This is a genomic window from Halonatronum saccharophilum DSM 13868, assembly GCF_000517025.1.
Classification (GTDB): domain Bacteria; phylum Bacillota; class Halanaerobiia; order Halobacteroidales; family Halobacteroidaceae; genus Halonatronum; species Halonatronum saccharophilum.
This window is the reverse complement of record NZ_KI912094.1, coordinates 229,168-245,496: the sequence shown is the minus strand read 5'-3', so window position 1 is coordinate 245,496 and position 16,329 is coordinate 229,168. Positions and strand designations below refer to the sequence as shown.

General features: G+C 32.2%; 17 protein-coding genes. 14 read left to right on the top strand and 3 right to left on the bottom strand.

What is annotated here, in order from left to right; all coding sequences use genetic code 11:
• Positions 1-21: 21 nt before the first annotated feature.
• The 6 genes from HALSAC_RS16355 (at position 22) to HALSAC_RS0104620 (ending at position 5,618) form a co-directional block, all read left to right on the top strand.
• On the top strand, positions 22-1,014 hold the full coding sequence (locus HALSAC_RS16355) for an energy transducer TonB (RefSeq protein ID WP_051412080.1): 993 nt from the start codon (positions 22-24) through the stop codon (positions 1,012-1,014).
• A gap of 169 nt (positions 1,015-1,183) precedes the next feature.
• The gene (locus HALSAC_RS0104640; protein WP_027339287.1) at positions 1,184-1,687 is read left to right on the top strand and encodes a hypothetical protein; all 504 of its coding nucleotides are present in this window, start codon (positions 1,184-1,186) and stop codon (positions 1,685-1,687) included.
• A gap of 400 nt (positions 1,688-2,087) precedes the next feature.
• The gene (locus HALSAC_RS0104635) at positions 2,088-2,684 is read left to right on the top strand and encodes a cob(I)yrinic acid a,c-diamide adenosyltransferase (RefSeq protein ID WP_027339286.1); all 597 of its coding nucleotides are present in this window, start codon (positions 2,088-2,090) and stop codon (positions 2,682-2,684) included.
• A 15-nt stretch (positions 2,685-2,699) separates the two neighbouring features.
• On the top strand, positions 2,700-2,912 hold the full coding sequence (locus HALSAC_RS17025) for an adenosylcobinamide-GDP ribazoletransferase (protein ID WP_156924140.1): 213 nt from the start codon (positions 2,700-2,702) through the stop codon (positions 2,910-2,912).
• A gap of 101 nt (positions 2,913-3,013) precedes the next feature.
• Positions 3,014-4,183: an iron-containing alcohol dehydrogenase gene (locus HALSAC_RS0104625; RefSeq protein ID WP_027339285.1), complete on the top strand. Its 1,170-nt coding sequence runs from the start codon at positions 3,014-3,016 to the stop codon at positions 4,181-4,183.
• A gap of 256 nt (positions 4,184-4,439) precedes the next feature.
• Positions 4,440-5,618: a leucine-rich repeat domain-containing protein gene (locus HALSAC_RS0104620; RefSeq protein WP_027339284.1), complete on the top strand. Its 1,179-nt coding sequence runs from the start codon at positions 4,440-4,442 to the stop codon at positions 5,616-5,618.
• Between the two features lie 95 nt (positions 5,619-5,713).
• Here the strand turns inward: HALSAC_RS0104620 and HALSAC_RS0104615 are convergent, their stop codons facing one another.
• Both HALSAC_RS0104615 and HALSAC_RS0104610 read right to left on the bottom strand, forming a co-directional pair.
• Positions 5,714-6,058: an ImmA/IrrE family metallo-endopeptidase gene (locus HALSAC_RS0104615; RefSeq protein ID WP_027339283.1), complete on the bottom strand. Its 345-nt coding sequence runs from the start codon at positions 6,056-6,058 to the stop codon at positions 5,714-5,716.
• Positions 6,048-6,452: a helix-turn-helix domain-containing protein gene (locus tag HALSAC_RS0104610; protein ID WP_035571293.1), complete on the bottom strand. Its 405-nt coding sequence runs from the start codon at positions 6,450-6,452 to the stop codon at positions 6,048-6,050. Before HALSAC_RS0104610 ends, HALSAC_RS0104615 begins: the two co-directional genes overlap by 11 nt.
• A 229-nt stretch (positions 6,453-6,681) precedes the next feature.
• Here HALSAC_RS0104610 and HALSAC_RS0104605 point away from each other — a divergent pair, with 229 nt between their 5' ends.
• The gene (locus HALSAC_RS0104605) at positions 6,682-7,044 is read left to right on the top strand and encodes a sirohydrochlorin chelatase (RefSeq protein WP_027339281.1); all 363 of its coding nucleotides are present in this window, start codon (positions 6,682-6,684) and stop codon (positions 7,042-7,044) included.
• Positions 7,045-7,276: 232 nt separating this feature from the next.
• Here HALSAC_RS0104605 and HALSAC_RS0104600 read toward each other — a convergent pair whose 3' ends face one another.
• Positions 7,277-7,807, bottom strand: a complete 531-nt coding sequence (locus tag HALSAC_RS0104600; RefSeq protein ID WP_027339280.1) for a LysM peptidoglycan-binding domain-containing protein — start codon at positions 7,805-7,807, stop codon at positions 7,277-7,279.
• A 174-nt stretch (positions 7,808-7,981) separates the two neighbouring features.
• Between HALSAC_RS0104600 and sigG the strand changes: the two genes are divergently transcribed.
• The 7 genes from sigG to HALSAC_RS16350 all read left to right on the top strand — a co-directional run bounded on the left by sigG (position 7,982) and on the right by HALSAC_RS16350 (position 16,321).
• Complete coding sequence (gene sigG / locus HALSAC_RS0104595) at positions 7,982-8,761, top strand: RNA polymerase sporulation sigma factor SigG (RefSeq protein WP_027339279.1); 780 nt, start codon at positions 7,982-7,984, stop codon at positions 8,759-8,761.
• An 11-nt stretch (positions 8,762-8,772) separates the two neighbouring features.
• The gene (locus HALSAC_RS0104590) at positions 8,773-9,477 is read left to right on the top strand and encodes a stage II sporulation protein R (protein ID WP_027339278.1); all 705 of its coding nucleotides are present in this window, start codon (positions 8,773-8,775) and stop codon (positions 9,475-9,477) included.
• Between the two features lie 100 nt (positions 9,478-9,577).
• A complete protein-coding gene (locus tag HALSAC_RS0104585; RefSeq protein ID WP_027339277.1) occupies positions 9,578-9,838 on the top strand; it encodes a YlmC/YmxH family sporulation protein in 261 nt (86 codons plus the stop codon).
• A 150-nt stretch (positions 9,839-9,988) separates the two neighbouring features.
• Positions 9,989-10,138 (top strand): hypothetical protein, encoded by a 150-nt coding sequence (locus HALSAC_RS17020; protein ID WP_156924139.1) that lies wholly within the window; start codon positions 9,989-9,991, stop codon positions 10,136-10,138.
• Between the two features lie 255 nt (positions 10,139-10,393).
• A complete protein-coding gene (nrdR, locus tag HALSAC_RS0104575; protein WP_027339276.1) occupies positions 10,394-10,846 on the top strand; it encodes a transcriptional regulator NrdR in 453 nt (150 codons plus the stop codon).
• A 27-nt stretch (positions 10,847-10,873) separates the two neighbouring features.
• Entirely contained in the window at positions 10,874-12,994 is a 2,121-nt protein-coding gene (gene nrdD, locus HALSAC_RS0104570) for an anaerobic ribonucleoside-triphosphate reductase (protein ID WP_211231302.1), read from the top strand.
• Positions 12,995-13,546: 552 nt separating this feature from the next.
• On the top strand, positions 13,547-16,321 hold the full coding sequence (locus HALSAC_RS16350; RefSeq protein ID WP_051412079.1) for an alpha-amylase domain-containing protein: 2,775 nt from the start codon (positions 13,547-13,549) through the stop codon (positions 16,319-16,321).
• Positions 16,322-16,329 lie beyond the last annotated feature (8 nt).

Sequence of the window (16,329 nt, the reverse complement as noted above, 5' to 3'; positions counted from 1 at the left end):
ATGATAAAGGGGGATATGAAGATGAGAGCTCAATTAAAGCTAAGTTTTCTTCTATCTATCTGCTTGCACCTGCTGGTTTTTATATTACTAATAAATTTGGGTGATGAACAAAGGTTAATAAAAGGAAATAATCACTTTAAGAAGGAGATAATCTATTATAAAGTAGAGACAAGGCAGGTAGATCTCCCTTTGCCTTTTGTAAATGATATTAGAGAAGAGAGTGAAATAGAAGTTTTTCCACAAGAGAAGGAAGCTACAGAAAAAAGTTTAGAAGGTAATATTATAGAAAAGAAAGATATAAGTGATTATAAAGAGTCAAAGACTTCTTCTGATATAGAGACACAAGAGGTTAATGATGAGATAGTAGAGAGTATTGATAATGAAAAAAAGATATTTAAAGAGATAGAAGACCTACAAGAACAAGAAAGTAATGTTATGGAAGAAAACATAGATGATAAAGGGGCTATTAAAGATGAGGTTGATGAAAGTAAAGAGGAGTTGGCCCAAAGCGACTATCAAAAAGTAGATAAGTTAGATAATAATATAGAAATAGATCAAGAGAGTAGTAAGGCAGATGTTATGGAAGAGAAGTTAGATGAACTAGAATCTCTTGTCGAGAATAAAGAGAAGTTAGCCAGTAATGATTATCAAAAATTAGATAAAATAAAGTATGAACAAAATGGTGAAGACGATTCTTTAAATAATGATAGAATTGATTTAACTTCTAGAGGTGGAGAAGGAAAGGTTGATTATCCTAGGGTTTTGGATTACAAAGAACCTAAGTATCCACAAATGATGAGAAGAAGAGGGATTGAAGGAAAGGTAGTTTTAAAAGTACTCTTAGGTATTAATGGTCAAGTTAAAGAAGTAGAGGTTGAAGAATCTTCTAATTATGAAAGCTTAGATTTAGCTGCTGAAAATGCATTAAAGAATTGGAGGTTTACCCCTGTAAAGTTAGAGGGTTATCCTGTTGAAGCTTTGGTTTTGATTCCAATAACCTTTCAAGTAAAGTAATGAGATAGATATTATCTTATAATTTATATTATAGATTTAATCAGAGATAAAAAATATATTATTTTGTCCAAGAGTTAGCAAAAGTTAAAATAAATATGTTATAATAATAATATAGAAATAATATAACTTGAGGTAATTATTTAATTGATTAAAGGGGAAGGTTTAAAAGATGATAAGAAAATCTAGGAAGAGTTTAGTTATCGTATTGATTATGATAATTTTACTGTCTCAATCTATAAGAGCTCAAGAGGTTAAAAAGGAAGGTGAAAGTTTTCTCGTTTTACAAACAAGTGTTAGGACTCATCACTGGAATAGAAATCCTGATCGTAATAACGATCAAGGGCTAATAGGATTAGAATATCATAGATCTAGATCCGATCTTTATGGGTTGGCCCATTTTGAAAATTCGTACTATCAACCAACTTGGTATTTTTATACTGGAAGTTTATATGATATTAAGGAGTTTTCTCGATTAAATTTATATGGAAAGTTAACTTATGGTATTATTACAGGATATGATGATGAAGATGGAGAACATCGTGCTGTTATAAATAGGTTAGGTACCTTTCCAGCAATTTTGCCAACTTTAGGTATAGAGTATAATAATTATGCTTTTGAAGTTTCATTTTTTGGGAATTCAGGTTATATAGCCAATATTGGAATAAGGTTTTAATTAAACCATTTGCTAATAAGCCTAATATTTAGTGTGATTATCTAAGCGATAGGATTCATTAAAGAAATAAAGGGAATTTTGAAAGTTGAAGTGGATTATAAATAAAATTTAATAGTTAATTACTGAAAGGATTTAGTAAGACCACTTGGAGTAGTTAATGATTATTAACCTCCAGGGAAGGTGAAATCCTATAGCTAGAAGTCAGGAGACCTGCCTAATTATATATAATTACATCTTCGATGGCAAGGAGGTATAGGGCTAACTATATCTAAAATCTCCATCTCGATTTAGAGGTGGAGATATTTTCGTTTATAAGATCCCTAGTAATAAAGTGCCACTTAATTACTATATTATTTTACTGTATTAGTCGCAAATTGAAACTAAAAGGAGTGAATGCTAGATGAATTTTGAGAATAAATTAAGTAAGGGACTTGTGCAGGTCTATACAGGAGATGGTAAGGGTAAGACTACGGCTGCTTTAGGTCTTGCTTTAAGAGCAGTTGGACATAATATGAAGGTAGAAGTTGTTCAATATATGAAAGGAAGCTCTTATACAGGTGAGTTATTTGCTGTAGAGAAGTTATCTAATTTTAAAATAAAGCAATTTGGCAAGGGATGCTCATATGCAGGATTGATTCGTCAAGGGTTGATCGGTTGCACTGGATGTGGGGAGTGCTTTATAAGAGGTAGTGAAAAAAAAGAAGAGCACAAGAGATTTGTAGATTGGGGTTATGAATATACTAAGAAAGTATTAAAAGAAGGTAATGCGGATATTGTTATCCTAGATGAGATTAATAATGCATTGCGCTATGAGCTATTAACTGTTGAAGAGATAATAGATTTAATTGAATTGAAAGGGGATAAGACAGAATTGATTTTAACAGGTAGAGGGATTCCCAATGAGATATTAGAAACAGCCAACCTAGTTACTGAGATGAAGGCTATAAAGCATCCTTATCAAGAGGGGATTAAGAGTCGTAGAGGAATTGAATATTGATGAAATCTTTTTTTAATTGCTCTGCAATTTATAACTAGAGTTTCAATCAATAAAGGGTTGAAATATGATGATAGATCCATTGCAGCTTCTATGGTTTACTATCCTTTGGTTGGGACTCTATTAGGTTTAATATTGCTTATGATTAATTATATAGGTGCGCTTTACCTTATGCTAGAAAAGAAGTATGAAGGGATGACAGGAGATATATACGGGGGGTTAATGAGCTAATGGAGGTATTTGTTTTGTTGGTTATGTTTATATTTTCTCTAATTTAGGAAACTCTATTTTTTTAACCAATATAATATTGATCAAAAAAGGGGGAGTATTTAATGAAAAATTTTAACTTTTCAAATAAAACAGAGATTATTTTTGGTAGAGGAAGTGAAAGAAAGTTAGGAAAGAAGACTAAAGCTTTTAGTAATAAGATATTACTCCATTATGGTGGTGGGAGTATTAAAAAATATGGTGTTTATGATAAGGTGGTTGATTCTTTAAAAGAAAGTGGAGTTGAATTTATAGAATTAGGTGGAGTTAAGCCTAATCCAAGGTTAAGCTTAGTCAAGGAAGGTATAGATATATGTAGAAAGAAGGATATAAACTTTATCCTAGCTGTAGGTGGTGGAAGTGTAATCGATTCAGCAAAAGCTATAGCTGCTGGTGTTTCTTATGATGGTGATGTTTGGGACTTCTTTGACGGAAAAGCAAGACCTAAAGAGGTTCTAAATATAGGTGTGGTCTTGACAATACCTGCTGCTGGTAGTGAAACAAGTGCTGGGACAGTAGTGACTAAAGAGGAAGGATGGTATAAACAATCCTTTGGAACAGACGAATTAAGACCTAAATTTGCTATTTTGAACCCAGAAACAACTTTTACTTTACCTCCTTACCAGACAGCGGCTGGAGCTGTAGATATTATAGCACATGTTATGGAACGTTATTTTACTAAAGTGTCTAATGTAGATTTGACCGATCGTTTATGTGAAGCGACTTTAAAGACTATGATTAAAAACGTACCAATTGTATTGGAAAACTCAGAAGATTATGATGCAAGGGCTGAGATTATGTGGGCAGGTACAATTGCTCATAATGGTCTCTTAGGAACTGGGAGGATAGGTGATTGGGCATCTCATAATATAGAGCATGAATTAAGTGCTATCTATGATGTTGCTCATGGTGCTGGATTAGCAGTTATCTTTCCAGCTTGGATGCAGTATGTTTATAAGCAAGATATTAATCGCTTTGCTCAATTTGCTACTCGTGTCTTTGGGGTAGAGTATGATTTTAATGACCCAGAGAGAACGGTCATAGAAGGTATACGGAGGTTAAAAAGCTTCTTTAAATCTATTGGAATGCCTGTAACTTTAGAAGAATTAGGAGTTGAAGATAATCGATTTGAAGAGATGGCAACAAAGTGTATAGAAATTTATGGTGATGGGTTAGGTAGTTTTATGAAGTTAGATAAAGAAGATATAATAAAAATTTATGAATTAGCAAAGTGAAACTTTAGAAAAAATAAGTAGTGATTATATTTTAATGAAATTCTGCTTAAATTTAATTTTAGGCAGGATTATTTTCTTTTTTGTATAAATTTATTAATCAAGACAAGATATTAAATGGTTTAAGTTACTCTGAAGGATTAAGGGGGAGAAAAATTATAATAATTAATAAATGTACAATAGAGGAAGGAGTTCTGTTTAGTTAATTGTCTTAAATAAAATAATCATTAAAATATATAAACTTATAGGAGGAGATAAGATGGAACTAGATAATGAGGAGAACGACAGGAGAAAGAGAGCGGAGAGGCGGGAGACAAAAAGGAATAAAATATTAATTACCTCTTTAGTAGTTTTAATCTTTATAGTATTTATTTTTGTATTTAATAATAGTAAAGAGTCATTACAAGTTGATAATAAGGGTGGGTTAAGTGAATATACTTTAACTGTTGAGGTTAAAGGTGAGGGCAGTATTAACTTAGCAGGAGCAGGTCATAGATACAAAGAAGGTGAAGTAGTTAAGTTAGAAGCAGACGGTGCAGAAGGTTTTGTCTTTTGGTCTAAAGAGCAGAGATATAGTGATAACCCTAAGAAGGAAGTAGTTATAGATAAGGATAAGATTGTAAGAGTTTATTTTACAAATTTAAAATTAGAATTTAAGGATGCTAATTTTGAAAAAGCAGTCAGGAAGGCTTTAGAAAGAGATGATGAGGATATTTATTTGGGAGATATATCAGAGTTAGAGAGGGTTGATTTTAGGGCCAAAGAACTTGCAGATCTTGAAGATATAAAATATTTTAACAACTTAAAGGTAGTGAATTTGAGTAATAATCAGATAGATGATATAAATAGTTTAAGTAATCTTAATTATTTATATGGACTTAATTTAAGGAATAATAGAGTAAGTGACTTATCTGCTCTAGCAAATATTGAAGAGCTAAGGTGGTTAGATCTTAGAGGAAATAAAGTAAGTAATATAGAGATCTTAGCTGATCTTAATGATTTAGAAGGTCTAAACCTTGCAAATAATCAAGTAGTAGACTCTGGTTATTCACTTAAGCTTCCAAGTTTAAATCGTCTTAACTTAAAGGGAAATAAATTAGAGCGAGTAGATTTTTTAGCTGGTCTAGATAGTTTAAAAGTTCTTAATTTAGAGGATAATCAGATAAATGATTTAGTTTTTTTAAGTAATTTGAAGGCTTTGGAAGGTTTGAATTTAGAAAATAATCAAGTTGATGAGATTACTTCTTTGAAAGAATTAAATAGTCTAAAGAGGCTTAATCTTAAGGATAATAATTTAACTAAAATTAGCAAACTAGTAGAATTAGAGGCTTTAGAGTGGGTTAATATAGAGGGTAATAATATAGATATTTCTAAAGGCTTAGAATCTTTAGAGGTGATTAGTGAGCTTGAGCAAAGAGGTGTTGTAGTAATATACTAAATTAAAATAACAGTCTTAAAGAGAAATAGCAGGAGTTTGGAATTAGAGGTTTAGGATTAGAATTCTCTAATTTTATACTCCTGCTATTATATTAATTATTTAAGTTTATTTAGATGATTTTGGGCAAAGAGATCGGCTTTTTTTTCAAAACCTGAATGTTGCATATCTAAACCTATAAGGTAAGGTTTGGTGGGCATATCGGAAATTATATGTTTTACTTCATGGATAAAGACCTTTTGTTGTATTTCGTGGCTTAGGTCCTTATTAATTATTATATAGTAGTTATGATTGCTAGATCGATAAACAAAACCCCATAATTCTGGGTTTAAGCGGGTTATCTTTGAAAAAATATTAGAGTCGTTGGCCCATTGGGTAAAAGACTCTATATCTTGTCCAAGAGGTTTTTTAAGTTTATCGATCTTTTCTCTATTATCCTCCATATTGTTCCCTTTCTTCTTCTTCTATTGTTTTAATAATTTCTATAACTCTATAGATGGATTTTGGGCTTAAATCTCTAGTCTGTTTAAATAGTAGTTGTAAATCCTCTCTTTTAGATATCTCTTCCCAAAACCCATGTAATGCGGGATCTTTTGCTAGAACTTCTTTAATTTTTTGGTTAGCATTTTTAGGTTTATCGCATCTTCCAATCAAATAATCAACGGATACATTAAAGTAATCGGCTAAAGTATTAAGAGTTTCTAAATCGGGTTTTTTATCGCCTAATTCTAAAAAAGCAACTTCTGAAACACTCCAACCTAATTCTAGGGCCAATCCCCGTTGAGTTAAATTCTTTTTTTGTCTTTCCTTTTCTAATCTAGTACTAAAATTAATCATTAAATCACCACCTTTATATGAAAGATCACGTTTTTTGTTGAAAAAGATAATATAAAGTACTTCTTTAGGTTAATTTATTCTCGTATAGACTACTTAATTCCTGCTACATACTAAAAATAATTTACAATCTTTAGATAAAATTTAATATTCAAAAGATATTGTGAAGGAGTTCTAATGCTTTTTCAATAATAAGTTATTAAGAAAGAGTATATTTTAAGGAGGTTTTGAATTGAAAGAAGGTATTATTTTATTAAGCCATGGTAGTAAGTCTACGATAGGACAAAAAGAGCTTAAAAGTTTAGCAAAAGCTATACAAGAGCAGAGTAATAAGTTAGTAATAGGAACTACTTTAGAATTTGGACAACCTAATTTTTGGACTGGTTTAAGTTACTTGGTAGAAGAGGTTGAGGTAGGTAGAATTTTAATCATTCCTCTCTTTGTATTTTCAGGAAAGCATGTAAAGGGGGATATACCAAGGCTAATAAAGAAGGCAGAAGTAAAATATCCAAAGGTTGATTTTAAGTTGAAAGAGCATTTAGGTGGAAGTGATTTATTTAGAGATATGATTATAAATATGATAAAAGAGGATTGAGATCATTAATGATCTCAATCCTCTTTGTTTTTGTATAGTGATAATTATTAGTAATAAAGCGGAGCTTTATTACTGGTGATGAGTAATCAGTAATGAGTAATGGGTAAAATCTTAAGAAAACAGAAAACCCTTTGTTATCTAAGACTTATAAGAGGTTTTGAGATTTTGATTTTACTCATTACTCTTCACCCATTACTAGTGGCACGAAAGTGACACTTTATTTCTATATAAATTATCGTGGTCTAGGAATAATTAATATCCTACCTGGGAATATTACATCAGGATCAGCTATGTTATTTAAACGAACAAGTGTAGCCACATCTGTTCCATATTTTTGTGCAATGTGGAATAAAGTATCACTACGTTGCACATGATATCTAAGGCTTCCAGCAGGTGGTCTGGGTATCTCAATTGGTAAATTAATTACTTGACCTGCCTGTGGTGTTGCAGGTAATCTAGGATTTAACTGTCTAATTCTAGCTACAGTTGTATTATACATTGTAGCTAGCATCTGAAGGGTTTCTCCAGGTTGTAATACATGTTGGGCATAGAAGCGTTCCTCTGGTGGTGGTATTTCTTCATCAGCTAGATCATCAATAAGATTATTTAGAATAGAAAGCTGTCTGGTTTGTAGTGTGCGCAAGCTTTCAACAGCTCTAACATATTTAGGAGCTGTTACTGCTTCTAGAAGTTGTCGGTATAAGGATTGGTTAGCTTCTTCATTTTTTAACAATTCGTTGGCAATTTCTAATGGTGTTGGCACCTTTTATACCTCCTTTCTTTTATTTAATTTGATATAAGGTATGTTGGCCCGTGTTAAATTGTTACAGATAGTAAAGAAAGAAACTTATAACAAAAAATGGATGTATATATATTATTATTACTGAGAATACTGTTAGTGGAAGTTTTAATTTGGTAATAAGTAGGAGGGTGGTAAATGGGAAAGAAAGTAGAAATTTGTGGAGTAAATACTTCTGAATTACCCGTTCTATCCAATAAAGAGATGAGAAAGCTATTTAAAAAGATGCAAGGTGGGCATGAACCATCAAGAAATGAGATAGTAGGAGGCAATTTACGTTTAGTCTTAAGTGTATTACAAAGGTTCAATAACCGTGGAGAATCAATTGACGATCTTTTTCAAGTAGGTTGTATTGGGTTAATGAAGGCAATTGATAACTTTGATCTAAGTAAAAATGTTAAATTCTCTACTTATGCAGTACCTATGATAATTGGAGAGATAAAACGTCATCTTAGGGATAATAATCCTATAAGAGTCAGTCGTTCATTACGCGATACAGCTTATAAAGCATTACAGATGAAAGAGAATTTAGAGAGTAAAGGAACTAAGGAGCCTAATTTATCTGAAGTAGCAGAGGAGTTAGGTATTCCAAGAGAGGATATAGTATATGCCTTAGATGCAATTCAAGATCCTATTTCGCTCTTTGAACCAATATATCATGATGGTGGAGACCCTATCTATGTTATGGATCAAGTAAGTGACAGTAAAAAGGAGGATGGTAATTGGTTAGAAGGTATTGCAGTTAGAGAAGCCTTAAGAAAATTAGACAGAAGAGAGAAATTGATTTTAATCTTAAGGTTTTATGAAGGAAAGACTCAAATGGAAGTAGCAGGAAGTATAGGTATATCCCAAGCTCAGGTATCTAGGTTAGAAAAAGCAGCTTTGGATAATCTAAAGAAGTATGTTAGAGAAGATTGAGGAGGATTAATATGAAAAGGGTTCCCTTTATAATCTTAATAGTTTTGATTATAAGCTCTTTATTTATCTTTGGGATGAAAAGTGGAGTTAAGATAGAAGGGTTACATAAAGAGTATAGCACTGATGATCTATTGAGGTTACATATAATTGCTAATAGTAACTCTTTTAAGGATCAAAGAATCAAAAGAGAGGTTAAAGAAGATATAGTTAATAAAACTTCAACTCTCTTTGCTTCATTGGAGAACCCTTTAGAAGCTAAATTGTTTTTAGAAAGTAATCTATTTACAATAAAAGAGGTAGTAGAGAGTAAGTTGAAAGAGTATAACAACGGTTATAATGTAGAGGTAGAGATAGGAGAGTTCTATTTTCCTAAAAGAAGTTATGGCAATACAGAATTAAATTCTGGAAACTATAAGGCGCTAAAGGTTGTTATAGGAGAAGGCTTAGGAAATAATTGGTGGTGTGTACTTTTCCCACCTTTATGTTTTATAGATTCTACTGAAGAAATATCTGATAAGGAAAAAAAGGATATTTCTAAAGAAGATAGGTTAGTAAATGGAATGGAAGTAGAATTTAGGTTTAAAGCAGTAGAGTTAGTACGAGAAAATCCTAATTGGGTTAAATCTAAACTTAGATTAGCTAATATTTTAGAAAGTTCTTTTCCAGGTATTAATAGGTTGTTTTCCCCTAATAGTAAAGAGCCGTCAGCAAATTAAGTTGATGGCTTTTTATTTTTATAAATTAGATGTAACAAACTTATGTTTGAAACATATAATAAGAATAGAAAATAATGAGAGATAGTGGAGGGGAGATATTATGATTAAAACTTCTGAATTAAAGTTAAAAGAGGTAGTAAATATTAATAACGGACAGAAATTAGGGATGATAGTAGATATAGATATTGATTTAGTAGAAGGTAAAGTTAAGGGTATTTCAGTACCAAAGGAAGGAAAAGGGTTTAAATTCTTTGGGGCCAATGAGGAGATTTATATTAAGTGGAATGATATACACAGAATCGGTGATGATGTGATTTTGGTAAGAGTAGCTGGATTGGGGGATGCTTTAGTTAATGATTAGTATTAATAGTTATAAGTAAAGGGTTAGAGATTTGAATTTTTCAATTTATCCATTACTCATTTTCCACAACTTGTTACTAAAATTAATGAATATAAAAAGCTTAACTACAAAAAATAGTATATATAGTTTAAATATAAAGGAGGAGTAGAGGTGTCTTTAAAAGAAAAATTTAATGGTAGGCTAGCTAACTTAGATATGAATGAGTTGGACAAACTTAAAAATATGGAAGAGGCTATTAATGAAGATGGTGGAAGTAAAGTTAAGCTTATTGTAGTAAAAGATCAAGATCCGTTATCATAATTAACTTTTATCTAAGAAGATGGTTGACTCCATCTAGATCTTTGAATATCATTTTTATTGTTTTTAAATTTAGGAAAATAAAATTTCTTGTATTGATAAGATAATCAATTCTAATTGAAGTTAATTACTAAAAACAAGCTATATTTATTTTTTACAGTGTTGGACATATTATATATAGTGTGGTATTATTTAAAAGTGCACAATATATTGTGCATTTTTCCTTTTGGGGAAGATTTTCAGGAGGGAGGTAAGTCTTTGAAGTGTCCATACTGTACCGACGTTGAGAGTAAGGTAATAGACTCTAGATCTACTGAAGAGAACACAACAATCAGACGAAGAAGAGAGTGTTTAAGCTGTAATAAGCGCTTTACTACTTATGAAAGAATAGATCAACTACCGATTATGGTAGTTAAAAGGGATGGAAGCAGGGAGCGATTTGATAGAAATAAGGTGTTAGAAGGTCTATTGAGATCTTGTGAGAAGAGGCCTGTATCTCGTGAGCAGATTGAGGGAATAGTTAATTCTGTTGAGCAAAGAATAAGAAATACTATGGAAGACGAGGTTGAGAGCACAGTAATTGGTGAGTTAGTGATGGATTTTTTGAGTAATATTGATGAAGTGGCTTATATACGATTTGCATCAGTTTATCGTCAATTTAAAGATATTGATAATTTTAGAAAAGAGCTGGATAGGTTATTAAATAAGTGATTTAAATTATAATAAGGGGTGGAGTTTATGTCAGAATCGATGGAAGCTATGTTGAATAAAAATGGGTTTACTAAGGTGAAAAAGCGTGATGGAAGGTTAGTTCCTTTTGATTTAGAGAAGATTATAGATGCTATATTTTCTGCTGCTAAAGAGGTAGGTGGTCATAATCGTAATATTGCTAAAGAAGTAGGGGAAATTGCTATTAGTTATTTAATAGACATGGTAGGAAATGATATACCTACAGTAGAAGAGGTGCAAGATTCAGTAGAAAAAGCTTTGATTGAGACCGGTCATGCTAAGACTGCTAAAGCTTATATCATATACAGAGAAAAGAGATCACATTATCGACATGCCAAGAGTGATTTGATGAATCAGGTAGCAACAGTAGAAAGAGAGACTTTACGTGATAATGCCAATGTAGGAAATTCTCCTTCAGCAAAGATGCTACAGGTAGGAATGGCAGCAAGTAAGGAGTACTATTTATCTAATTTAATACCAGATGATATTGTAGAAGCTTATCGTAAAGGTGATGTACATATACATGATTTAGATTATTATGGAAAGACAATCAACTGTATGCAGATTCCTTTAGAAAAACTTTTAAAAGAGGGGTTTAATACAGGTTATGGATATATTAGACCTCCAAAGAGAATTTCTAGTGCAGTTATGTTATCTTGTATAATATTACAGAGCTGTCAAAATGATATGTATGGAGGACAAGCCTTTCCTTGGTTTGATAAGTCGATGAAGAATTATGTGCCAACTGAGTATAAGGAACTTTTAGATAAGAAAGAGAAAGAAGGGCTTAGTGAATTTGAAGAAAAGCATTTAGATTCTATTGTAGATGAGGTTTATCAATCTATGGAAGCTTTAGTTTATAATTTGAATACTATGCACTCTAGAGCAGGGGCGCAGGTTCCTTTTAGTTCTATTAACTTTGGAACTGATACTAGTGCTGAAGGGCGTCTTATTAATGAGCAGTTATTAAAGGCCTTTGGTGAAGGTTTAGGTAATGGAGAGACTCCAATCTTTCCTAATTTAATCTTTAGGGTGAAGAAGGGTGTTAACTTTAACCCAGAGGATCCAAATTATGACCTTTATAGGTTGGCCCTGAAGGTAGCCGGAAGGAGAATGAATCCAACCTTCTCTTTTATGGATAGTAGTTTTAATGAAGTTCATGGAGATAAAGCCTCTTATATGGGATGTAGAAGTAGGGTAATGGCAGATCGCCATGGTGAAGATACTCCTGAAGCAAGAGGAAATGTAGCACCGATTTCTATTAATCTACCAAGATTAGGAATAGTGTCTAATAGTATAATTGAATTTTTTGATAAATTTGATAAGGTTATTGATCTTTGTGAAAAACAGTTAATGCATCGTTATGAAGTATGTAAAAAGTTAAAGGTTAAAGATCTTCCTTTTGTAATGGGCCAAGGGATCTATGTCAATTCTGAAGGTTTAGATTTAAATGATAGTATTGAAGAAGCTATGAAGCATGGAACCTTAAGTATAGGTTTTATTGGTCTTGCCGAGTGTTTAAAAGCACTAATAGGTGAGCATCATGGTGAGAGTGAAGAGGCACAAGAGTTAGGGCTTAAGATAATTAAGCATTTAAAAGATAGATTAGATAGATTAAGTGAAGAATATGACCTTAATTTTACCTGTTATGCAACTCCTGCCGAAGGGTTATCAGGTAGATTTATTGCTATCGACAAGGACAAGTTTGGTAGTATAGAGGGAATTACTGATAAAGATTTCTATACTAATTCATTCCATGTTCCAGTTTATCACGATATTTCTTTTGAAGAGAAGATTAAGATAGAAGGTCCATATCATAGTCTAACAAATGCTGGACATATATCGTATATTGAATTGCCAAGTGCAATTGAAGATAATATAGAAGCTCTTGAGAGTATTCATAGAGCTATGAGTGAAGCTGATATGGGTTATGCTGGTATTAACTTTCCTATTGATGAGTGTTTATTATGTAATCATTCAGGGATAATTGAGGATGATGAATGTCCTGTCTGTGGACATAGTGAAATTAGAAGAGTAAGAAGGGTAACAGGTTATTTGTCAACTTTAGATCGATTTGCTCCTGGCAAGAAAGCTGAGTACAAAAAAAGGGTTGATCATCTCTGTGAATGAATATAAAAAATAAGAAAAGATCGCAGGTTAAATGAAAATTTTTCTTGCGATCCACTTGCTCTCCCATTAGATATAATTTTAAGTATAACTTAGTAAAAATAAGTAAAAGTTATATATATGCAAAATATCATCCTAAATCATCTCGATGGAAGTTGCATTCAATTTGATTAATGGTAATTCATATAGTAAAATAAACTCAATCATAAGAAATATAAGATAATAAGTTCAGAAGCGATGAAATATAATTTTTATGTAGTTACCTAGATTATATGGAGCTAATGGTGAATCTGCGCTAAATTCCTTAAGGTATTTAGAAGTTTTTATTTATAACAAATAATAAGAAAATAACTCATATAAGAAATCATACCTTTTAATTAAAAGGTATGATTTTATTTTTTGGGTCAAATTTCGAAAAATGTTATCATTTGATCTTCTAATGGTTTTTCTGGGGTATAAGTAAAGATTATTATAAGGTCAATTTTAAATTTAAAGAGGAAGGAGGGGCGATTTAAGTAGTTTTAAAATGTTAAAAAATAGAAAGGGTGATTGATTTTGTTAAATGAAAAAAGGTTATTAATAATCTCATTATTAGTTATAGCTATGTTTGTAGTAGGATGTTCAAGCAATAATATTGGCGAAGATTTAGACAACGCTCTATTAGATGGTGAAGGCTTAAAGGTTATATTAGAATATACTGACCAAGACCTAGATAGTGCTAGTGCTGATCTTATAAGGGCTATTGAAGTAGAGGCAGTTAATGTAAATGAGCCTCAAGATCAGAAAGTATTTACATTTGGAGGTCAAGAGTCTTTTGAAATTAAAGATTTAATTATCAATGAAAGTTATTCTTTAAGAGTAACGGTCAAAGATGAACACAATAATACCCTTTATATTGGAGAGAAGGATTCGGTATTATTCCAAGAAGACAGTAGAGTTGACATTGAGTTAGAAGCTTCGGATAATTCATCTGATGTTTTAGTTAATTCTTTAGCTACCTCTTCAAGTGAAGTGGCGACTATTTATTATAGCACAGATTGGGTAGATGCTAATATTCATTATAGAATAGAAGGTGGAGAATGGACTGAAGTACCAGGATTAGCAATGGAAGATTCAAATTATGATGGTTATAAGGTAGTTACAATAGATACTAGTGGTGCAAATCATGTAGAAGCAGTATTTAATGATGGAGCAGGAAACTGGGATAACAATAATAGTAATAATTATATCTTTACAGACGAAATATCGACATTAGAAGATGGAGAAATTAGATCAGGTGTTCCATATACTGGTGGAGGTGGAGAGTACCAAGCAACAATTTATTATGAAACAAACTGGGTAGATGCTAATATCCATTATAGAGTAAATGGTGGAACTTGGACAGAAGGTTCAGGTTTAGCAATGGAAGATTCAAATTATGAAGGTTATAAGGTTGCGACTATTAACTTTAATGAGCCTATTGATAATGTAGAAGCAGTATTTAATGATGGAGCAGGAAATTGGGATAACAATAACAGTAATAATTATATCTTTACAGACGAAATATCGACATTAGAAGGTGGAGAAATTAGATCAGGTGTTCCATATACTGGTGGAGGTGGAGAGTACCAAGCAACAATTTATTATGAAACAAATTGGGTAGATGCTAATATCCATTATAGAGTAAATGGTGGAACTTGGACAGATGTTCCAGGTTTAGCAATGGAAGATTCAAATTATAAAGGTTATAAGGTTGCTACTATTAACTTTAATGAGCCTATTGATAATGTAGAAGCAGTATTTAATGATGGAGCAGGAAATTGGGATAACAATAATAGTAATAATTACCTGTTTATTTATGAAGTATCTACATTAGAGAAAGGAATAATCACAGAGGGTGATCCAGATTCAGATCCAAACCTAGGACTATTGCCAAACATACCAGAGAATTTAGTAAATGATACTATTTATCAAGCTTTTTATTGGGAATCTTATGAAGGTCTATGGTCAGATATTGCTAATAATGAAGATCAATATATTGATGTTGATAATTTAGCTGATGTAGGAATTACTTCTATGTGGTTACCTCCAGCTGCTAAAGCTGCTAATGGTACTGATGATGTAGGTTATGCTGTCTATGATTTCTGGGATTTAGGAGAGTTTGACCAGCATGGTGCAGTAGAGACTCGTTATGGAACAAGACAGCAGTTAGAGGATGCTCTTGAACGTTTAAATGACTTAGGGGTAGATTCTTATTTCGATGTTGTATTCAATCATAGAATGGGTGGTGCCCCTGAGACAGCACCAGTTGGCTGGGGTCAAACTATAGAATCATATACCGATATGACTTTATTAGGAAGATCAGCACATTATAGCAATGCTGATCAATGGAGTTGGAATTGGGAAGAATTTAATGGAGTTGACTGGTGTGCAAATGATGGTAATATAGGAGAAACTTCATTCGAAGGTAAATACTGGGGAAGAACCTTTGGTCATCCTTATTTAATGGGTAATGATGTAGATTACAATCAACGTAGAGTTATAGATGAGATGAAGGAATGGGGAGAATGGATTATTAATGATGTTGGATTTAGTGGCTTTAGAATGGACGCTATTATGCATGTCGATAGTGATTTTGTAAATGAATGGTTATGGCATGTACAAAATAATACTGAAGAAGATATATTCTTTGTAGGTGAAGCATGGACTAACGATACTTGGGGTTATCTTGATCATGTAGACAATCCATTTATGACAGTTTTTGACTTTGCATTGAGAGATGATTTTGTAGCTTTAAGTGAAGGACGCCATGATATGAGTTCTTGGGGTGGATTAGCTAATAGTCCTAGGGCCGACAGAGCAGTAACTTTCGTTGATAACCATGATACCTCTCGCGAGAATAATGATTATCCAGTTGATCCAGTAATTAACTTTAAAAATCAAGCTTATGCTTATATTTTAATGCGTGAGCATAGTATACCAACTGTATATGCTAGAGATTATGATGAGTTTGGTATGAATGATACTTTAGATAAAATGATTGAAGCAAGAAGATACTTTGCTTATGGACCAGGTCATGAAGTGAATAACAATGACTATCATGTTTACTCTTATGTGCGTGAAGGGTTAGAAGATATACCTGGAACAGGTCTTGTAATGATGATCTCGGATGGTACAAGTGGAGATCAATCAGTTAAGAATATTAACTCTAGACAACCAAATACAACTTTTTATGACTATACTGGAAATGTATCTGGTACTGTAACTACTGATAGCTTTGGATATGGAGACTTTAGAGTTAATATGTCTGAGGCAAATGGATGGTCAATTTGGGTTCCAGTAATAGACTAAATTTAATA

What these genes read in the sequence shown, in the direction of transcription:
- HALSAC_RS16355 (WP_051412080.1), top strand. Translation starts at nt 22, where the DNA reads ATGAGAGCTCAATTAAAGCTAAGTTTTCTTCTATCTATCTGCTTGCAC.
- HALSAC_RS0104640 (WP_027339287.1), top strand. Translation starts at nt 1,184, where the DNA reads ATGATAAGAAAATCTAGGAAGAGTTTAGTTATCGTATTGATTATGATA.
- HALSAC_RS0104635 (WP_027339286.1), top strand. Translation starts at nt 2,088, where the DNA reads ATGAATTTTGAGAATAAATTAAGTAAGGGACTTGTGCAGGTCTATACA.
- HALSAC_RS0104625 (WP_027339285.1), top strand. Translation starts at nt 3,014, where the DNA reads ATGAAAAATTTTAACTTTTCAAATAAAACAGAGATTATTTTTGGTAGA.
- HALSAC_RS0104620 (WP_027339284.1), top strand. Translation starts at nt 4,440, where the DNA reads ATGGAACTAGATAATGAGGAGAACGACAGGAGAAAGAGAGCGGAGAGG.
- HALSAC_RS0104615 (WP_027339283.1), bottom strand. Translation starts at nt 6,058, where the DNA reads ATGGAGGATAATAGAGAAAAGATCGATAAACTTAAAAAACCTCTTGGA.
- HALSAC_RS0104610 (WP_035571293.1), bottom strand. Translation starts at nt 6,452, where the DNA reads ATGATTAATTTTAGTACTAGATTAGAAAAGGAAAGACAAAAAAAGAAT.
- sigG (WP_027339279.1), top strand. Translation starts at nt 7,982, where the DNA reads ATGGGAAAGAAAGTAGAAATTTGTGGAGTAAATACTTCTGAATTACCC.
- HALSAC_RS0104590 (WP_027339278.1), top strand. Translation starts at nt 8,773, where the DNA reads ATGAAAAGGGTTCCCTTTATAATCTTAATAGTTTTGATTATAAGCTCT.
- HALSAC_RS0104585 (WP_027339277.1), top strand. Translation starts at nt 9,578, where the DNA reads ATGATTAAAACTTCTGAATTAAAGTTAAAAGAGGTAGTAAATATTAAT.
- nrdD (WP_211231302.1), top strand. Translation starts at nt 10,874, where the DNA reads ATGTCAGAATCGATGGAAGCTATGTTGAATAAAAATGGGTTTACTAAG.